14 protein-coding genes are annotated in these 14,843 nt (G+C 36.8%); 4 read left to right on the top strand and 10 right to left on the bottom strand.

Features of this window, described 5'->3' with window-relative positions; translation table 11 throughout:
* Window positions 1-373 precede the first annotated feature (373 nt).
* The 9 genes from JIV24_RS12345 to JIV24_RS12305 all read right to left on the bottom strand — a co-directional run bounded on the left by JIV24_RS12345 (window position 374) and on the right by JIV24_RS12305 (window position 10,822).
* The gene (locus tag JIV24_RS12345; RefSeq protein ID WP_200465353.1) at window positions 374-2,074 is read right to left on the bottom strand and encodes a formate--tetrahydrofolate ligase; all 1,701 of its coding nucleotides are present in this window, start codon (window positions 2,072-2,074) and stop codon (window positions 374-376) included.
* 127 nt (window positions 2,075-2,201) lie between these two features.
* Complete coding sequence (locus tag JIV24_RS12340; RefSeq protein ID WP_200465352.1) at window positions 2,202-2,927, bottom strand: LytR/AlgR family response regulator transcription factor; 726 nt, start codon at window positions 2,925-2,927, stop codon at window positions 2,202-2,204.
* Entirely contained in the window at window positions 2,927-4,045 is a 1,119-nt protein-coding gene (locus tag JIV24_RS12335; RefSeq protein ID WP_200465351.1) for a sensor histidine kinase, read from the bottom strand. Before JIV24_RS12335 ends, JIV24_RS12340 begins: the two co-directional genes overlap by 1 nt.
* 224 nt (window positions 4,046-4,269) lie before the next feature.
* Window positions 4,270-4,818 carry an RNA 2',3'-cyclic phosphodiesterase gene (gene thpR, locus JIV24_RS12330; protein WP_200465350.1) on the bottom strand — a complete coding sequence of 183 codons (549 nt, stop codon included), beginning with the start codon at window positions 4,816-4,818 and terminating at the stop codon, window positions 4,270-4,272.
* Window positions 4,815-5,474 (bottom strand): rhomboid family intramembrane serine protease, encoded by a 660-nt coding sequence (locus tag JIV24_RS12325; RefSeq protein WP_200465349.1) that lies wholly within the window; start codon window positions 5,472-5,474, stop codon window positions 4,815-4,817. The genes thpR and JIV24_RS12325 overlap by 4 nt, the downstream gene beginning before the upstream one ends.
* Before the next feature lies 1 nt (window position 5,475).
* A complete protein-coding gene (locus JIV24_RS12320) occupies window positions 5,476-6,507 on the bottom strand; it encodes a threonine aldolase family protein (protein ID WP_200465348.1) in 1,032 nt (343 codons plus the stop codon).
* A complete protein-coding gene (locus JIV24_RS12315) occupies window positions 6,504-7,391 on the bottom strand; it encodes a hypothetical protein (RefSeq protein ID WP_200465347.1) in 888 nt (295 codons plus the stop codon). Before JIV24_RS12315 ends, JIV24_RS12320 begins: the two co-directional genes overlap by 4 nt.
* A 35-nt stretch (window positions 7,392-7,426) precedes the next feature.
* Window positions 7,427-8,530, bottom strand: a complete 1,104-nt coding sequence (locus JIV24_RS12310; RefSeq protein WP_200465346.1) for a universal stress protein — start codon at window positions 8,528-8,530, stop codon at window positions 7,427-7,429.
* Between the two features lie 84 nt (window positions 8,531-8,614).
* On the bottom strand, window positions 8,615-10,822 hold the full coding sequence (locus JIV24_RS12305; RefSeq protein ID WP_200465345.1) for a RelA/SpoT family protein: 2,208 nt from the start codon (window positions 10,820-10,822) through the stop codon (window positions 8,615-8,617).
* 218 nt (window positions 10,823-11,040) lie between these two features.
* On the opposite strand from JIV24_RS12305, the gene JIV24_RS12300 reads away from it, so the two are divergent.
* The 4 genes from JIV24_RS12300 to rplS all read left to right on the top strand — a co-directional run bounded on the left by JIV24_RS12300 (window position 11,041) and on the right by rplS (window position 12,527).
* Window positions 11,041-11,328 carry a YtxH domain-containing protein gene (locus JIV24_RS12300; RefSeq protein ID WP_200465344.1) on the top strand — a complete coding sequence of 96 codons (288 nt, stop codon included), beginning with the start codon at window positions 11,041-11,043 and terminating at the stop codon, window positions 11,326-11,328.
* Window positions 11,329-11,398: 70 nt separating this feature from the next.
* Window positions 11,399-11,770 carry a phage holin family protein gene (locus tag JIV24_RS12295; RefSeq protein WP_200465343.1) on the top strand — a complete coding sequence of 124 codons (372 nt, stop codon included), beginning with the start codon at window positions 11,399-11,401 and terminating at the stop codon, window positions 11,768-11,770.
* Window positions 11,757-12,038, top strand: coding sequence for a hypothetical protein (locus JIV24_RS12290; RefSeq protein WP_200465342.1), 282 nt, complete (start codon window positions 11,757-11,759; stop codon window positions 12,036-12,038). The genes JIV24_RS12295 and JIV24_RS12290 overlap by 14 nt, the downstream gene beginning before the upstream one ends.
* Window positions 12,039-12,179: 141 nt before the next feature.
* Window positions 12,180-12,527 carry a 50S ribosomal protein L19 gene (gene rplS, locus JIV24_RS12285; protein WP_200465341.1) on the top strand — a complete coding sequence of 116 codons (348 nt, stop codon included), beginning with the start codon at window positions 12,180-12,182 and terminating at the stop codon, window positions 12,525-12,527.
* Window positions 12,528-12,580: 53 nt separating this feature from the next.
* Here the strand turns inward: rplS and JIV24_RS12280 are convergent, their stop codons facing one another.
* On the bottom strand, window positions 12,581-14,767 hold the full coding sequence (locus JIV24_RS12280) for a glycosyltransferase (protein ID WP_200465340.1): 2,187 nt from the start codon (window positions 14,765-14,767) through the stop codon (window positions 12,581-12,583).
* Window positions 14,768-14,843 lie beyond the last annotated feature (76 nt).

Genomic DNA, 14,843 nt, shown 5'->3' with positions numbered 1-14,843 from the left:
AACCTAAGGGAACTCGGGTTATTAAATATTTTAGATAATCGAACTGAAAGGAATGTACCATACAGGAACCAACTACGGGTCTGAAACGGATCAACCTCGCTAAGAGCGTGGTTAAGCCGAAGATGCCTCATAGAAGACCCGATGGAAACCCGAAGAAGACCAATAACTAATCGAAAGAAATCCCGAGAGAAGCTATTAACCTGAGTCTGTATACCTAAAAATTAAACTTAAGGTAGTCTTGATAGTGGTACCCGATTAGCCCAACCAAATAGATTTTTGCCAAGGAGTATATAATTAAAAGAAGCTGCCCTGGTCAGGACAGCTTCTTTATGCATAGTATGTTACGATTAACTATTTCATTAGATAATTCTCATTACGACAAACCTGTAATGACCCCATTGTCGTCAATATCCATTCCTTCAGAAGCAGGAACTGATGGTAAGCCAGGCATACGCATCATTTTGCCTAAAATAGGAATAATAAAGCCAGCGCCTGCCGCTATTTCAAACTCACGAACAGTCACTTTAAACCCTTCTGGTCGTCCAATCAACTTTTCATTGTCAGAAAATGACTTTTGCGTTTTTGCCATACAAATTGGCAATTTATCCAACTCAAGTCCTTCAATCTTTTTAATGTCGGCCAACGCTTGTTTTGAGAAATCAACGCCATCGGCACCATAAATCTCACGCGCAATGGTTTTAATTTTATCTTTTACACCTAGGTTATGATCATACAACTGTTTAAAGTTGTTTTCACCATTTTCTACCTCTTCAACCACTGCCTGAGCCAATGACATGGCTCCGTCGCCTCCCATTGCCCATGCCTGAGTAGCAACGGCCTTTACACCTAATTCGGCACACATCGCTTTTACTAATTCAACCTCTTCTTCGGTATCTGAAATAAAGTTATTGATAGAAACAACCGGATTCAAACCAAACTTTTGCGCATTTTCGATGTGCTTAGCCAGGTTTGCGAATCCAACTTTAACTCTTTCTTTATTTGCTGTATTCAACTCATCCTTGCCAGCTCCTCCGTGGTGACGTAAAGCACGAATTGTAGCTACAATAACCATGGCCTTGGGTTTTAAACCTCCGGCCACACATTTTATATTCAAAAATTTCTCAGCTCCTAAATCGGCTCCAAAACCGGCTTCAGTTACCACATAATCCGATAATGAAAGCCCCATTTTTGTGGCGATAATTGTATTTGTTCCCTGTGCAATATTGGCAAACGGGCCACCATGGATTATAGCCGGATTACCTTCAAGTGTTTGCACCAGGTTTGGCTTTACAGCATCTTTTAATAATAATGCCATCGCACCCTGTGCATTTAAATCGCGGGCATAAACTGGTTTCTTCTCATATGTAAAACCAACAAAGATGTTTCCTAAGCGGCGCTTTAAGTCTGCAATATCATTTGACATACAAAGAATAGCCATAATTTCGGACGCCGCCGTAATATTGAAACCATCCTGACGCGGAATACCATTAGGCGTACCACCCAGACCAACAACAATATCACGAAGTGTGCGGTCATTCATATCAATCACACGTTTCCAGATAACTGTTCGTGGATCAATATTTAAGCTACGCGTTTTACTTTGAATATTATTATCAATTAATGCCGCTAAAAGATTATTAGCCTTTTCGATAGCTGAAAAATCACCTGTAAAATGCAGGTTAATATCTTCCATTGGAACAACCTGAGCATTACCACCTCCGGCAGCTCCTCCTTTTATTCCAAACACAGGGCCTAAAGAAGGCTCACGAAGAACAGCTGTTGCCTGCTTACCAATTTTATTGAGGCCTTCGGTTAATCCAATTGAAATGGTTGTTTTTCCCTCACCAGCGGGTGTAGGTGTAAGGGCTGTTACCAAAATCAGGTTGTTGTCTTCAACTTTATTGTCATCAATTAATTCCAAAGGCAGCTTGGCTTTGTACTTACCGTACATTTCCAAATCATCCTGAGGAATATTAAGTTTTGATGCAATTTTAGAAATGTGCTGCATTTGTGCAGCCTGGGCGATTTCTAAATCACTTTTAACTTCGAGGGTATTGTTCACTGGGTTACACATAAAACTAATATTTTATTACTTGCATAGCCTAACAAAATGCAGGCCATAAAAACAAGTCGCAAAAATAGAAAATTTGATGGAAGTATAATAGGATATTTCTCTCTCCCAGAAACAAATAATTTTATTGTTAGCTATTGACTAATCGCTTATTGACAACCTCCTTAAAAGACTTACCAATTGGAATGTATTTGTCAACATTATCGAGCTTTAGCTGGTTACCATAAAAGGCTGCTATTCGTTCAATATTCACAATGTATGACTTGTGAACACGCATAAAACCATGGCTTTCAAGTTGCTGCTCGAGGTTTCGTAACGATTCTAGTGAAACAATCTTTTCATTTACACAAAAGAAGGTAACATATTCACGTAATCCCTCAATATATAAAATGTCTTTAAACTTTACCCGATAAATTTTGTGGTCGGCCTTAACCATCATAAAGTTTTTGGTTTCAGCCTTTGGTGGAAGTGATTGAAAGTCACTCACTACATTTTTATAAGAAAGCCTATCGCCCACTTTATTAATAGCATGCATAAACCGTTCAAACGAAAATGGTTTAACCAAATAGTCAAGTACATCTAACTTGTAACTCTCAACGGCATACTCCTCATACGCTGTGGTAAATATCACTAAGGGCTTTTTGGTTAATGTTTTCAGAAAATCGATACCGGTGATATCAGGCATTTGGATATCCAGAAACATTAAATCGACTTCTTCCTTTTGAATTACCTCCATCGCATCGAGCGGTGACTTAAAGCTTCCAAGCAATTCTAAATGAGCAAATTTAGCGATGAAACTTTGTAATAATTCCCTTGCTGGAAATTCATCATCAACAATAATACATTTCACTTTCATCAGACCGATATTTTAAGTTGTAGGTTGTACTTCTTTTCATTCATTGCAATGTCCACACTATGCTTTTCAGGATACAGATATTTCAAGCGACGTTTTACATTTTCAACGCCGATACCACTATTTTTATCTGCCGCAACTTTTTTACTGGGCACACTATTAGACACTTCAAAGATGATACTATTTCCTTCAGTGGTCAAAGTCATCGAAATCCAACCGTTTTCTGTGTCCTCAATTTTACTGTGCTTAAAGCTATTTTCAACAAATGGTATAAGCAACATGGGTTCAATCATTTTCATTCGATCGGCCCTATCGATATCCACATGAATATTAGGAATGCCTTCTATTTTAATGCGTTGAAATTCAATAAAATTCTTGATGTAATCTACTTCTTTACCAAGCTTAACTTTTACATCTTCTGACTCATATAAAACATATCTGAGCATGGCCGAAAGTTTAAGCACCATCTCAGGCGTTTTAATAGAATGTAACATCGACAAACTGTAGATATTGTTGAGTGCATTGAATAGAAAATGCGGGTTCATTTGCGACTTGAGAAACTTCATCTCATTCACCAGGTTTTGATTAACCAAACTCAATTCGTGTTGTTTTCGCAACCTTGAATCACTATAAATCCAATAAAGTGTACTTATAAATAACATGGCAATAAACGATGGTACACCCATCATATTCATCCCCAACAATCGCCTTTCTTTTAGTTTTGGATGATTTGGTTTGAAAATCAATTCCTTATTTTCACTCAGAAAGCGATCACTATCGATCATCTGTTCCCACTTTCCATCATCAGGTCTAAATGGCCGATGCTTAGCCCCATTATACCCATTTATACGATGATAAACATATCCTGTAACTAAAAGCGTTATTAAGATACCAATCAGGTATTTGATGTAGGAGCCTTTAGCAATAAACCTTGGCAACAAAAAATATGCATTGATATAAAAAATAATGATACTAGCTATCAACGTACGCAATACAAAAACAATAGCATCTCCGGTATCCATTACAATTAAAGGAAAATACGACAAGAGGAGGCCATAACCAAACCACCATGCGGTATGTACCAATACTTCTTTCCGTTTAACACCTGTCCAATTAATCATGTTACAAAATTACCTGATTTTCCATTATTGAATTTTCTTTTCAATGAATGGATGCTTTTTATCTACCAACGGTAAAAATATCGATTCTTTGAAGGTCAGCTCTAATTTGTAGAGTATTATTAATAGAAGATTGAATAGTTTTCTCTTGCTTACTGCCATTCACCACCTTTGTTTTAGAAATTTTAAAAACACAACAATATGGAACCCAATCGTCCTCCGCCTGATTAAACATCTCTCCAAATTCCAAGTGGATATTTTTTGATTACCCGATAAACGGGTCCTTGCTTTGTTATTATGCTTTCATAAAGAGTAAAAGCATCAACCTTTAAGCTTTCCGTCTTTATCTCCTTCTTCAACTCCCTATTTAGTAATTCCTTTTCTTGCCTTTCTAATTGCTGATGCTTTTTTATTCGTGCTAAAGTTATGTGTGGATGATATGCTTTTTTAATGACGCCTTCTCCTTCAATTGCTTCGCACACTTTACTTTGTAATATATTTAATTGATTCGATTCTTGTACGCCACACCAAATTACTTTTTGACTATAAGAAGTAAATGTTCCCAAACGATTCACAGAAAGCGTAAAAGGCTTAACATTAGCTAAAATTAACCTTTCCACAAGAGTTTCAAGTTTATTCTGCTCAACGTCGCCAATAAACTTAAGCGTTAAATGGAAACTTTGTGTAAAACGAGCCTTCAGAGGATAAAATGGCTTTTGCTGTCCTGTCAGGTGAGCTTTAAGCTCAGAACAATCAATGGCAACAAATAATCTCATACTTCATTCTTATCTTGTTCATCCACTTCCCAATACGGATAATCATATTCTTCATCCGGCCATTCCTTGACAGGCTTTTGCGGTCCTCTTTTTCGATAAAGAATAGCGAGCAGGCCTCCTGCAACAGTCCCCCATAAGTGCGACTCCCACGAATAAGGCACATCCCATTTTAGTGGAAAAATACCCCAAATCATGCCTCCATATAAGAATATGACCATTAATGATATGGCCATGAGAGGTATATAGTTACGAATAAAACCACCAACTATTAAATAAGCTGCCAGACCATATATGACACCGCTGGCCCCAATGTGCCAGGCATCGCGAGCACCTAGCCACACCCATATACCAGTCAATAGGTAGATATAAACAAATACCTTAAAAGAAATACCCCGATAAAAATAGAACAGTGAGGTTCCTAACACAAACAGTGGCACTGCATTAGCAAAAAAGTGTTCCCAATCGGAGTGAATAAGCGGCGCCAAGAGAATGCCTGGCAAACCAATTATAGACAAGGGTTTAATACCCAATTCTACAAATGAAAAACCCTCTAGTGTTTCAATTAGCTTGAGCGAGAACGTAAATAATAGAAAGAAAAATGGTACAACAAGTGCTGTTTTTATCTTCTTCAATTCTATGTCTGATAGCTTTGTCAACCTATTGAATTAAATCTTTTAAAATACTTGTAAATTGAGCAATATCGGCTTCAGTAGTATCAAAGGAAGTCATCCACCTAACTTCACACCGATGCTCGTCCCATACATAAAAGAAGAATTCATTTTGTAGAGGCTCAATTACATCTTTCGGAATAATCGCAAACACCCCGTTTGATTCCACTTCCTGTGTTAATTGAACGTTTTTTATCTTAGACACTTCACTTCCAAGTAATTTAGCCATTTTGTTGGCATGCATGGCATTCTGTAACCATAGTTCACCCTCAAGCAAAGCCATAAATTGTGCTGAAATATATCGCATTTTAGAATGAAGTTGCGTTGACTGCTTACGTATATATTTCACATTTTCTGCGAGTTTGGCATTGGCAAAAACGATGGCTTCTCCAAACATAAGACCATTCTTTGTCCCGCCAAAAGATAACACATCTACACCTGCTTTTATTGAGGTATCGGCTAAAGTACAACCGAGAGCCGCCGCTGCATTGGCGATTCGTGCTCCATCCATGTGTAGATACAAACCAATACTATGTACATAATCGGCAATTATCTTAATTTCATCAATGGAGTATATTGTACCTAACTCGGAGGCTTGCGTAATAGAGATTACTTTAGGTTGAGCATGGTGTTCAAAGCCAAATCCATGCATATATTTTTTGATTTGCTCAACTGTTATCTTTCCATTATTGGTATCAATAGGTAGTAATTTACATCCAGAAAGTTTCTCTGGAGCGCCACATTCATCCACATTAATATGAGCCGTATTGGCACATACAACAGCATTATATGACTGAGCCAGTGCCTGAATGGCTATGACATTAGCTCCGGTTCCATTGTATACAAAAAAGGTTTCTGTTTCTTTGCCAAAATGATTCTTAAAAACTGATTGTGCCTGTTCTGTAATAACATCTCCACCGTAACCAATTGCATGACCAACATTTGCATTGCTAATTGCGTTCATTATTTCGGGATGAACACTTGCATTATTATCACTGGCAAAACCTCTTAGTTGCTTCATTTATTTGTCTTTATTTTTTTTCTATACTTTTTTATCGAAAACTCATATACATCTCGTGAAATGCACCTATAACCTATTTCAGCCTGATCAATAAAGTAAAAATGACCACCCCAACTATGTTTTACAGATAAGAATACCCGACGCTGTTCGCCATAGATAAAAATTGTTCGTTTAATGTTACGATTAGTCAATTCGAACTCCTCAACTGTTTCTCCATGCTCATATTTGCTTTTTAAAGGTGGTGCTCCTGTAATTTCCTCAAAGCTTATAAGTAGTTCTTCATTCGTTGTTTTATCAATGTTACCCAAAGTAGTTTTAACTTCACTTGGTTGGACAATTGCTTTTTTCTCTGCAATTTTTGGAGAAGGTAATTCGTTTACAATCGACTCAGGAATGACACCATCTTCTCGCATTTTATCGATGCGGTATTTAATTTTCATTGAATAATCAATATCATGCTCAAAATCACCAAGCTCACTATCATATCGTATTTTTGCAATTGGATTTCTAAAAAAAACGGTATCAACACCTTCAAAAGTTTTAAATAGCCGAACCGGCATATGGTAAGGCTCGATGGAACCTACCTCTTTTCCTTTCGGCAGTTTAGTTGAAAATTCGATAACCTTAGTGACGTAACCTTCTTTTCGAAATTTAAACAGGTATATTTCATTCCAGTCTAATGAGGTGCTAAAATGACCATGAGCAGTAACATTTATTTGTCGCGATTTTGAGTCATTTTTTAATTCTATAATAACATTACCAAACTGGTAATTGACATCAAGAATTTCACCACTCACGGCATACTGAGCAGTGGCCTGTATAAAAAGCAGAAAGCCAGCTATGCAAAAGCCGGCTCTTAAATATGATTTTGTAATTCTATTCACTTTTTCAGGCAATTGTTATGCCTAAAAGTAAGAAATTAATCATTAAATACTAACAAAGGCGTGGTTGAATGGAACAACATTTTCTTTGCCAGATTAGGGTTAATAATTTTACTAATCAAGTTTCTTCTTCGTCTGGTAAAAGAAAGCATATCGATTGAATTATCGCGCACATAGCTTTCAATACCAACAAATAAATCTTCATGTTCAATAAGGTCACATTTGACTAACTCCTCATTATAATTCGATTTAATATGCTCTTTCAGGCCAGCCATACGTACTTCATCCCATTGCGAATGCTCTTTAGAACTTACATGACCACAAGTTACTTCCATATTGAGTGGGCGAATTAAGAGCTCTAGTTTTTCGAGTGACCGAAAGTCAGCCTCCTGGAAATCTGTTGCATACAGCACCTTTTTCAATCCACCCAACCCAGAATACTCAAAATTCTCAGGAATAGCCAAGACAGGAACTTTTGCAGCTTCCATAACTTCAGCTGTAACACTACCAATAAGATCTGTTGCTTTTCGATCAGCACCTCTCGTACCCATAATAATTACTAATGGACGATACACCTTACTATATTTAACAATCTCATCCTCAGCAATACCTTTAACCAATTCCATTTTAATCGACACCGGATTATCTAGTTGCTCATTTATCTTGTTTAAATAAGCTTTCATCTCCTCCATACCTTCACCTGCCTTTTCTTCCAGTTCCATTGCCATTTCTTCAGTATTAACCTCATAAGCAAAGGTATCTGAGAAAGGCATTGTACTTATTATCGGATTAAAATAAGTGTGAAAAACGGTTAGCTCAGCTTCAAGCTCTTGCGCCCAATCTAAGGCAAATTGTGCAGCTTTTTTGGAATACTCTGAGAAGTCGATAGGTAGTAGTATTCGAGGCGGTATATTTTCCACCTCTACCGGTTCAAGCTCTTCCTGCATCATACTTTCCAGTACAGGCATGGCTTTTTCTAAGTGAATTTCGGATATATTCACTTTTACACCCGTTGAAACAGCTCCCTGAATTAGATTGGTGTTTTCAAGAAAACATTCAATGCCTTCAGCTTCCAGTAATGATTTTAAGATATGAGCCTTTTCGAAGGATAAAACGACTAAAGTGATAATTTTTTCTTCCATGGCTGTAAAGTTTAGATTGTCAGACACGTTTTGAAAAAAGTTAATCCAAAAAGAAGAAAAAATCAACCTTTATTTGCTATTTATTCAGCTTCCAACCCTTGAAACTGAATACACCCCTTTTACGTTTTTAATTTTCTTAATAAGTATCGAAAGACTCTTTGTATTATCAACAAAAACAGTCATGTTTCCTTCGAAAATACCTTCATGCGAATCAATGGACATGGAGCGAATTTTCACCTTCATCTCTTTAGAAATAACTTGAGATATATTTGTGACAATACCAATATCATCTACACCTGTAATTTTTAATGTTGCCTGATAGCTTACATCGGCACCTGATGTCCATTGGGCTTTAACAATTCGGTAACCAAATTTGGTTTTCATATCAACCGCATTGGGGCACGTTTTTCGATGTATTTTGATACCTCCCATTGCCGCTACAAAACCAAAAATATCATCACCAAAAATAGGATTACAACATTTTGCCAGCTTATAGTCTACATTGGTCAGGCTTTTATCAATCATCAAGACATCATCATCGGGCAAACTATCATTAGTCGTAATAAAATTCTCAGCACTACGCTCTTTATCCAGCTCTACATTATCCTCATCCTTTTTTTCTGATTGAATAATGAAATCTTTTATGCGGCTAAAATCGATTTTATCAATAGCAATAGCGCGCATAAAATCCTGAACTGTTTTATAAGCAAAGTACTTAACTAATTGATTAAGTAACTGATCATTTAAATCATATTTCCAGTTCTTTAAGCGCCTCACAAGCATTTCGCGACCTATTTCGGCCTCTTTGTATTCTATATCGCGTAAAGCCTGTTTTAATTTCGATTTAGCTTTGGAAGTAACTACAACATTAAGCCAATCTTGTTTGGGTTCCTGATTGCTGGCTGTCTGAATATCTACATGATCACCATTCTTCAGTGCATACCTGATGGACACGTTTTTATTATTCACCTTTCCACCAACACATTTTTTTCCGACTTCTGAGTGTATTTCAAAAGCAAAATCCAAAACTGTAGCTCCCTTTTTTAATCGACGCAAATCACCTTTAGGTGTAAACACAAATACTTCCTCATCATACAAATCGAGCTTGAAGTCATCGATAAAATCAACAGCATTAAGTTCCGGATTTTCAAGTATTTCTCGCACATTAGACAACCACTCATCCATTCCTTTTTCACCCTTATGGCCTTTATATTTCCAGTGAGCTGCTAATCCTTTTTCGGCCACCTCATTCATACGTTCGGTTCGTATTTGAACTTCCACCCATTTTTTATCAGGCCCTAATACCGTCGTATGTAACGACTCATAACCATTCGATTTTGGAACAGATATCCAATCACGTAAGCGGCTTGGATTGGGTTGATATTTATCCGTCACAACCGAATAAACCTGCCAACATTCAGCCTTCTCTTTACTTAAATCGCTATCTAAGATAACACGGATAGCAAATAAATCATATACATTTTCAAATTCTGTATTTTGCTTTTTAAGTTTATTAAATATGGAATGAATGGTTTTAGTTCGCCCTTTAATCTCAAATTTTAAGCCTTGCTGGCCTAGCTGATGCTCAAGTGGTTCAATAAACTCTTTGATATATTTATCGCGAGCACGTTTGGTTTCATTCAGTTTTCGGGCAATAAAGGAATACATATCCCGATTGGTGAATTTCATCACCAAATCTTCCATCTCCGATTTAATATTATATAAACCCAGGCGATGTGCCATAGGCGCATATAAATATCCAACTTCGCTACTGATTCGTTGCTGATCCTCTTCGTTATACAAAGCAAGACTTCGCATCGTACGAAGGCGATTTGCAATAATTAATAAGACAACACGAATATCTTCTGCAAATGTTAATAGCAGCTTTCTGAAGTTTTCATTTTTGATGGAAGTATTTTTACTGTAAAGTTCTCCTACTTTAACCAGGCCACGTGTGATGATGGCGACTTGTTTCCCAAAACTCTTCTCTACTTCCGCTTCAGTGATTGTTCCATCAAGAACAGCATCATATAATAGAGCGCCAACTACTGCAACGCGACTTAAGCCTAACTCCCTAACAACAATTAAAGCGACCTCAAGAGCTTCTTTAATTTTTAATTCACCAGCCCCATTTCGTGCTATTTCTCCATCATTTAAAGAAGTTATTTTTAACGCTTTTCGAATTAGCTCTATATCTCCATCTTCCATCATCGGTTGGCAAACAGACAATAGCTGTTTGTACGTCAACTTCACCTCTTTTCTTTCGGTATCTGAAATAGCGTTGTTTCTCATTTTCCTTAACGACTTTTAATTAATCATAAGCACGAATGTGTCTGTAAAGTTATAACTTTATCAAAAAAACTGATTACAGACAGACACTAGAAATCATTAAGGTGTGATAACTTAACGCTAAACGTCCATTAACTAACGTTTTTGCTCCACCAAATAAATTGACATATTAATTAAGCTTTTGTACCTTATTAACTTTAATAACCAATAAAATAAAGGCCATGAAGTATACTGGATTATTTTTAGGAGGTTTGTTGACCGGAGCAGCTCTGGGGGCCTCAATTGCGTTACTTTACGCTCCTCAAAAAGGTAGCGAAACTCGTGAACAAGTAAAAGCGAAGCTTAAAGAAATGGAAGCTGAACTTCAGCAACTACGAGAAAAAGTGAAAGTGAAAGGTGGAGAATTGAAGGAAGAAATGAAGGTGAAGATGAATGATTTGGAACAGAAAATTGAAAACCTTATTAAAGAATACAAACAAAACCTTGAACCAACTCATGGAGCCAATTAAGGCCAATCAAACGTATTTAACCTGATATCCCGAAAATTAACTTTTTCGGGGTATTTTCTTAACACACATCATGAAAGAAAAACTATCTGAAGAAATTAATGAAGTTAAAGATGACTTTGAAGAGTACATTAATGCACGCCTTGATCTAACAAAGCTTCATGCTGCCGAAAATCTCTCTCGCTTCTTTTCTGGCATGCTCATTAAAATGGGCTTATTTTATCTATTTTTCTTTGTATTGCTTTTTATCTCTTTAGCAATCGCATTTTGGCTTAACCACATTTTTGAAGGAGAAGGAATTGGCTTTTTCATGGTTGCCAGTTTTTACCTGCTTATTGCCATCATATTTTTTGGCTTACGCAAGGTGCTTATCCAAAAGCCAATCATTCAATCCTTTATTCAATTATTCTTCCCTAAATACACTGATTACGATGAATCTAAGTAGAAACTCATACAACCATATCAAATCATTTGAAGACTTTGAGAATGAAAAGATGAAGCTTTATTATCAAGTCAAACTCTCTGAGAAAAAACTTGAATTAAGGTACATTGAGTTAGCTTCCTTTCTAAATCCTATGCGATTTGTCCCCTTTTTAGTTAGTAGTTGGATAACTCCGCTGGCGCTATCGCTTAAAAATTTGATTATTAATTTCTTCTCGAAAGAGGATAAACAGAATACCAGTAACTCATCAAATGACGAAAAAAGCGAATAAATACAGGAAAATGAAGCCGAAAGTTTTTCATTATTAAGTTATATTCACTATTTTTGCAGCCGATTTACGCAACCTCTTATTGAACGAGGGAGTCACGTAATGTTGCGTGGATAAAGTTTAATCCAATAAAAAATTCCAAAGATGGATTTAATTAAAGTTGCCGAAGCTGCCTTTGAAGGTGGAGTTGAAATGCCTGATTTCGGACCGGGTGATAACATCGCGGTATCGTACAAAATTAAAGAGGGTAACAAAGAACGTATTCAGGTATTTAAAGGCGTTGTTATCCAAATTAAAGGACAGGGAAACAACAAACGCTTTACTGTTAGAAAGATTTCTAACAACGTAGGTGTTGAACGTATTTTCCCATTTAACTCTCCTTTCATTGAAAAAGTTGAGTTACTACGTCAGGGTAAAGTTCGTCGTGCTAAGTTGTTTTACTTACGTGGACTTACTGGTAAAAAAGCTCGTATTAAAGAGAAAAGAAGCTAAACCATTATATAATGGTATTAAAAATCCCGGTTTTCACCGGGATTTTTTTTTGCTTATAATTCTTTCAAAACCTGTTCGCTATACACATCATACAAGGCGAAGTATGACAGCCAGTATGTACTTGTACTTGTTGTTGACATCACTGGCTCAACACTTCTTTTACTCAAGGCCTTGTAACATCCACCTGAATTAATATCAAACAAACTACGGCCAAGTGTATTATCGCCCAAATACCAACTATGAGCTGAAAATGCTAATTTAGCATATCGCGTATTTGAGGTTAGTGCGAATAATTTGGCATAAACTTTTGTTATCAGATATGTATCTGCCGACTCTTGTATAGTGTCTTTCACCTCAATACTCTGTTCCCTACTTCGTCCAATGGCCGTCGGTAGAAAACGAGTATCCACAAATAAGAATCGTTCGATAAAACGCATGGCTCGCTTGACAATTGACAATATCTCATCCTCCTGAAGTAACTCATAGGCACTTAACATACCCAGGAGAACCAAGCCCACCTGTGACTGAATCTCTTTCTCATGCCATTGCCACCCTTGGTATGCATCCGTTGGAAATTGCTTCTTAAGGTTAGCAAGCGCCCCCCTTAATCTATCAATTAAATCCGAATTACTTTGGTCGTTCTTTAACACCTCAGATACACCTAAAAGCACCAAAGCACTTGCGTCATTTGAATTAAAATCATTTTCATTAAACAATTGCAACATCATACTGTAGGCTACATCTTTAATACCTTCCTCCTTACAGGATGAATAGACAACACCCAAAGACCAAACAGCATAGGCTAAATCGATTTCTTGCCCAACGCCAATCACTTGTCCTTCATAGCTTAATGAGCTCCCCCATCCTCCATCATCTTTTCTCATTAGTTTAATCAGCCCCAGCAATTGTTGTATGACACATACATGCTGTTGATCATGCTTAAACTTATTAACCTTAGCAAAAACCTGCAAGGCCATTGCATTACCTCGTAAGGTGTACCCTGATTTAAAATCAGGCACACCAAATAATGACTCTTCAATAAATCCAGCATTAGCCCTTAAGGATAATAATTGTTGCAAATTAAGCTCTGGCATGTCAGCCGGATAAAACAAACTCTCTTTAACTTCAACATCAAACGATGATGATGAGCTATTAATAATTTCTCTTACTCTTTTAATAAGAACAGACCAGGAGTTTTGTGCACCATAAAGTGATGCATTAGCCCTAAATAGTTGCACTTCACTATTATTTCGAAGTACCTGCAGCAACTCGGAAGATAATTCGCTAATGGATTTAAATGCAAATAAACTCCCTTTTTGATCATCAAGTAACTCTTTTGCATACCAACTAGGTGTTGATATAACGGCAGTGCCACTTCCTACCGCGATACTTAAAAAAGCATCTTCCAATTTTTTGTCATTAATATTGGAAGAAACATAGGCATCAGCAGAATTAAACAATTGCCCTATATCACCTCCAACATTCTCATAATCAATGATAGTCAATTGATCTTTAACACCTCGCTGCGCAGATAATCGTTTCAGCACCTTCTTATACTCTCGAGTATTTGAATCGGGTGTGCTTGTGTTTACGATTATCAAACCCACGTTTGAATACGTTTTTTGTATCGAGGGCAAAGCATTAATTATGGTTTCAAAACCACTACTTGGGCACATATCACCACATGCCATAATTACCTTTTCAGAATTTACCCCAATGGCCTTTTCTCGTTCGATAAGCGATAAGGGTTCAAACATAGAAACACCGTAATCCGTTCTGAATATTTTATCGCGACTAACTTTATAATAGTGTTCCAAAAATTCGATGGCCAATTGACTAAAAGCCAGAACAGCCATGGATTTATTTGCCAGATAATTCGTTATGCGTTTTTCACGTTCCTGTGGCTCACTTGATACAAAATGAAAAATACTGAGAAGGGGTATTTGAACCTGTGAGACCAGTGATAAAATAAAATCGCCATCTGCGCCTCCAAAGCCATCAGGATGAAACTGTAAAATACAGGCATCGTATTTATTAATGGTGCTTACAGCCTCTTGATAATCATCTAAAACATACTTATCAAAAGTGCACAATCCACCGTCAACTTCTTCTCCAAATGATATTAAATCAACTTTCTCACCGTCCTCTGCCAAATGTTTTAAGCATGAAAACAGTTGAGTTGTGTATAAATTTACACTTCGATATTCAGGTGATGATGGTGCTACAATAAGTATATTCATCTCAATTTAGTTTTCAATTATCTTTCCCCTTTGAACTAACTTTAACACTAATTAAAAGCTTATGGAATGAAAATAA

Origin of the sequence: Carboxylicivirga marina (assembly GCF_016612505.1) — a bacterium.
Classification (GTDB): Bacteria; Bacteroidota; Bacteroidia; order Bacteroidales; family Marinilabiliaceae; genus Carboxylicivirga; species Carboxylicivirga marina.
Note: the sequence above shows the minus strand (reverse complement) of the source record. Positions and strands in the feature narration are given on the sequence as shown.

What these genes read in the sequence shown, in the direction of transcription:
- JIV24_RS12345 (WP_200465353.1), bottom strand. Translation starts at nt 2,074, where the DNA reads ATGTGTAACCCAGTGAACAATACCCTCGAAGTTAAAAGTGATTTAGAA.
- JIV24_RS12295 (WP_200465343.1), top strand. Translation starts at nt 11,399, where the DNA reads ATGAAAGAAAAACTATCTGAAGAAATTAATGAAGTTAAAGATGACTTT.
- JIV24_RS12280 (WP_200465340.1), bottom strand. Translation starts at nt 14,767, where the DNA reads ATGAATATACTTATTGTAGCACCATCATCACCTGAATATCGAAGTGTA.
- thpR (WP_200465350.1), bottom strand. Translation starts at nt 4,818, where the DNA reads ATGAGATTATTTGTTGCCATTGATTGTTCTGAGCTTAAAGCTCACCTG.
- JIV24_RS12340 (WP_200465352.1), bottom strand. Translation starts at nt 2,927, where the DNA reads ATGAAAGTGAAATGTATTATTGTTGATGATGAATTTCCAGCAAGGGAA.
- JIV24_RS12305 (WP_200465345.1), bottom strand. Translation starts at nt 10,822, where the DNA reads ATGAGAAACAACGCTATTTCAGATACCGAAAGAAAAGAGGTGAAGTTG.
- JIV24_RS12290 (WP_200465342.1), top strand. Translation starts at nt 11,757, where the DNA reads ATGAATCTAAGTAGAAACTCATACAACCATATCAAATCATTTGAAGAC.
- JIV24_RS12300 (WP_200465344.1), top strand. Translation starts at nt 11,041, where the DNA reads ATGAAGTATACTGGATTATTTTTAGGAGGTTTGTTGACCGGAGCAGCT.
- rplS (WP_200465341.1), top strand. Translation starts at nt 12,180, where the DNA reads ATGGATTTAATTAAAGTTGCCGAAGCTGCCTTTGAAGGTGGAGTTGAA.
- JIV24_RS12320 (WP_200465348.1), bottom strand. Translation starts at nt 6,507, where the DNA reads ATGAAGCAACTAAGAGGTTTTGCCAGTGATAATAATGCAAGTGTTCAT.
- JIV24_RS12335 (WP_200465351.1), bottom strand. Translation starts at nt 4,045, where the DNA reads ATGATTAATTGGACAGGTGTTAAACGGAAAGAAGTATTGGTACATACC.
- JIV24_RS12310 (WP_200465346.1), bottom strand. Translation starts at nt 8,530, where the DNA reads ATGGAAGAAAAAATTATCACTTTAGTCGTTTTATCCTTCGAAAAGGCT.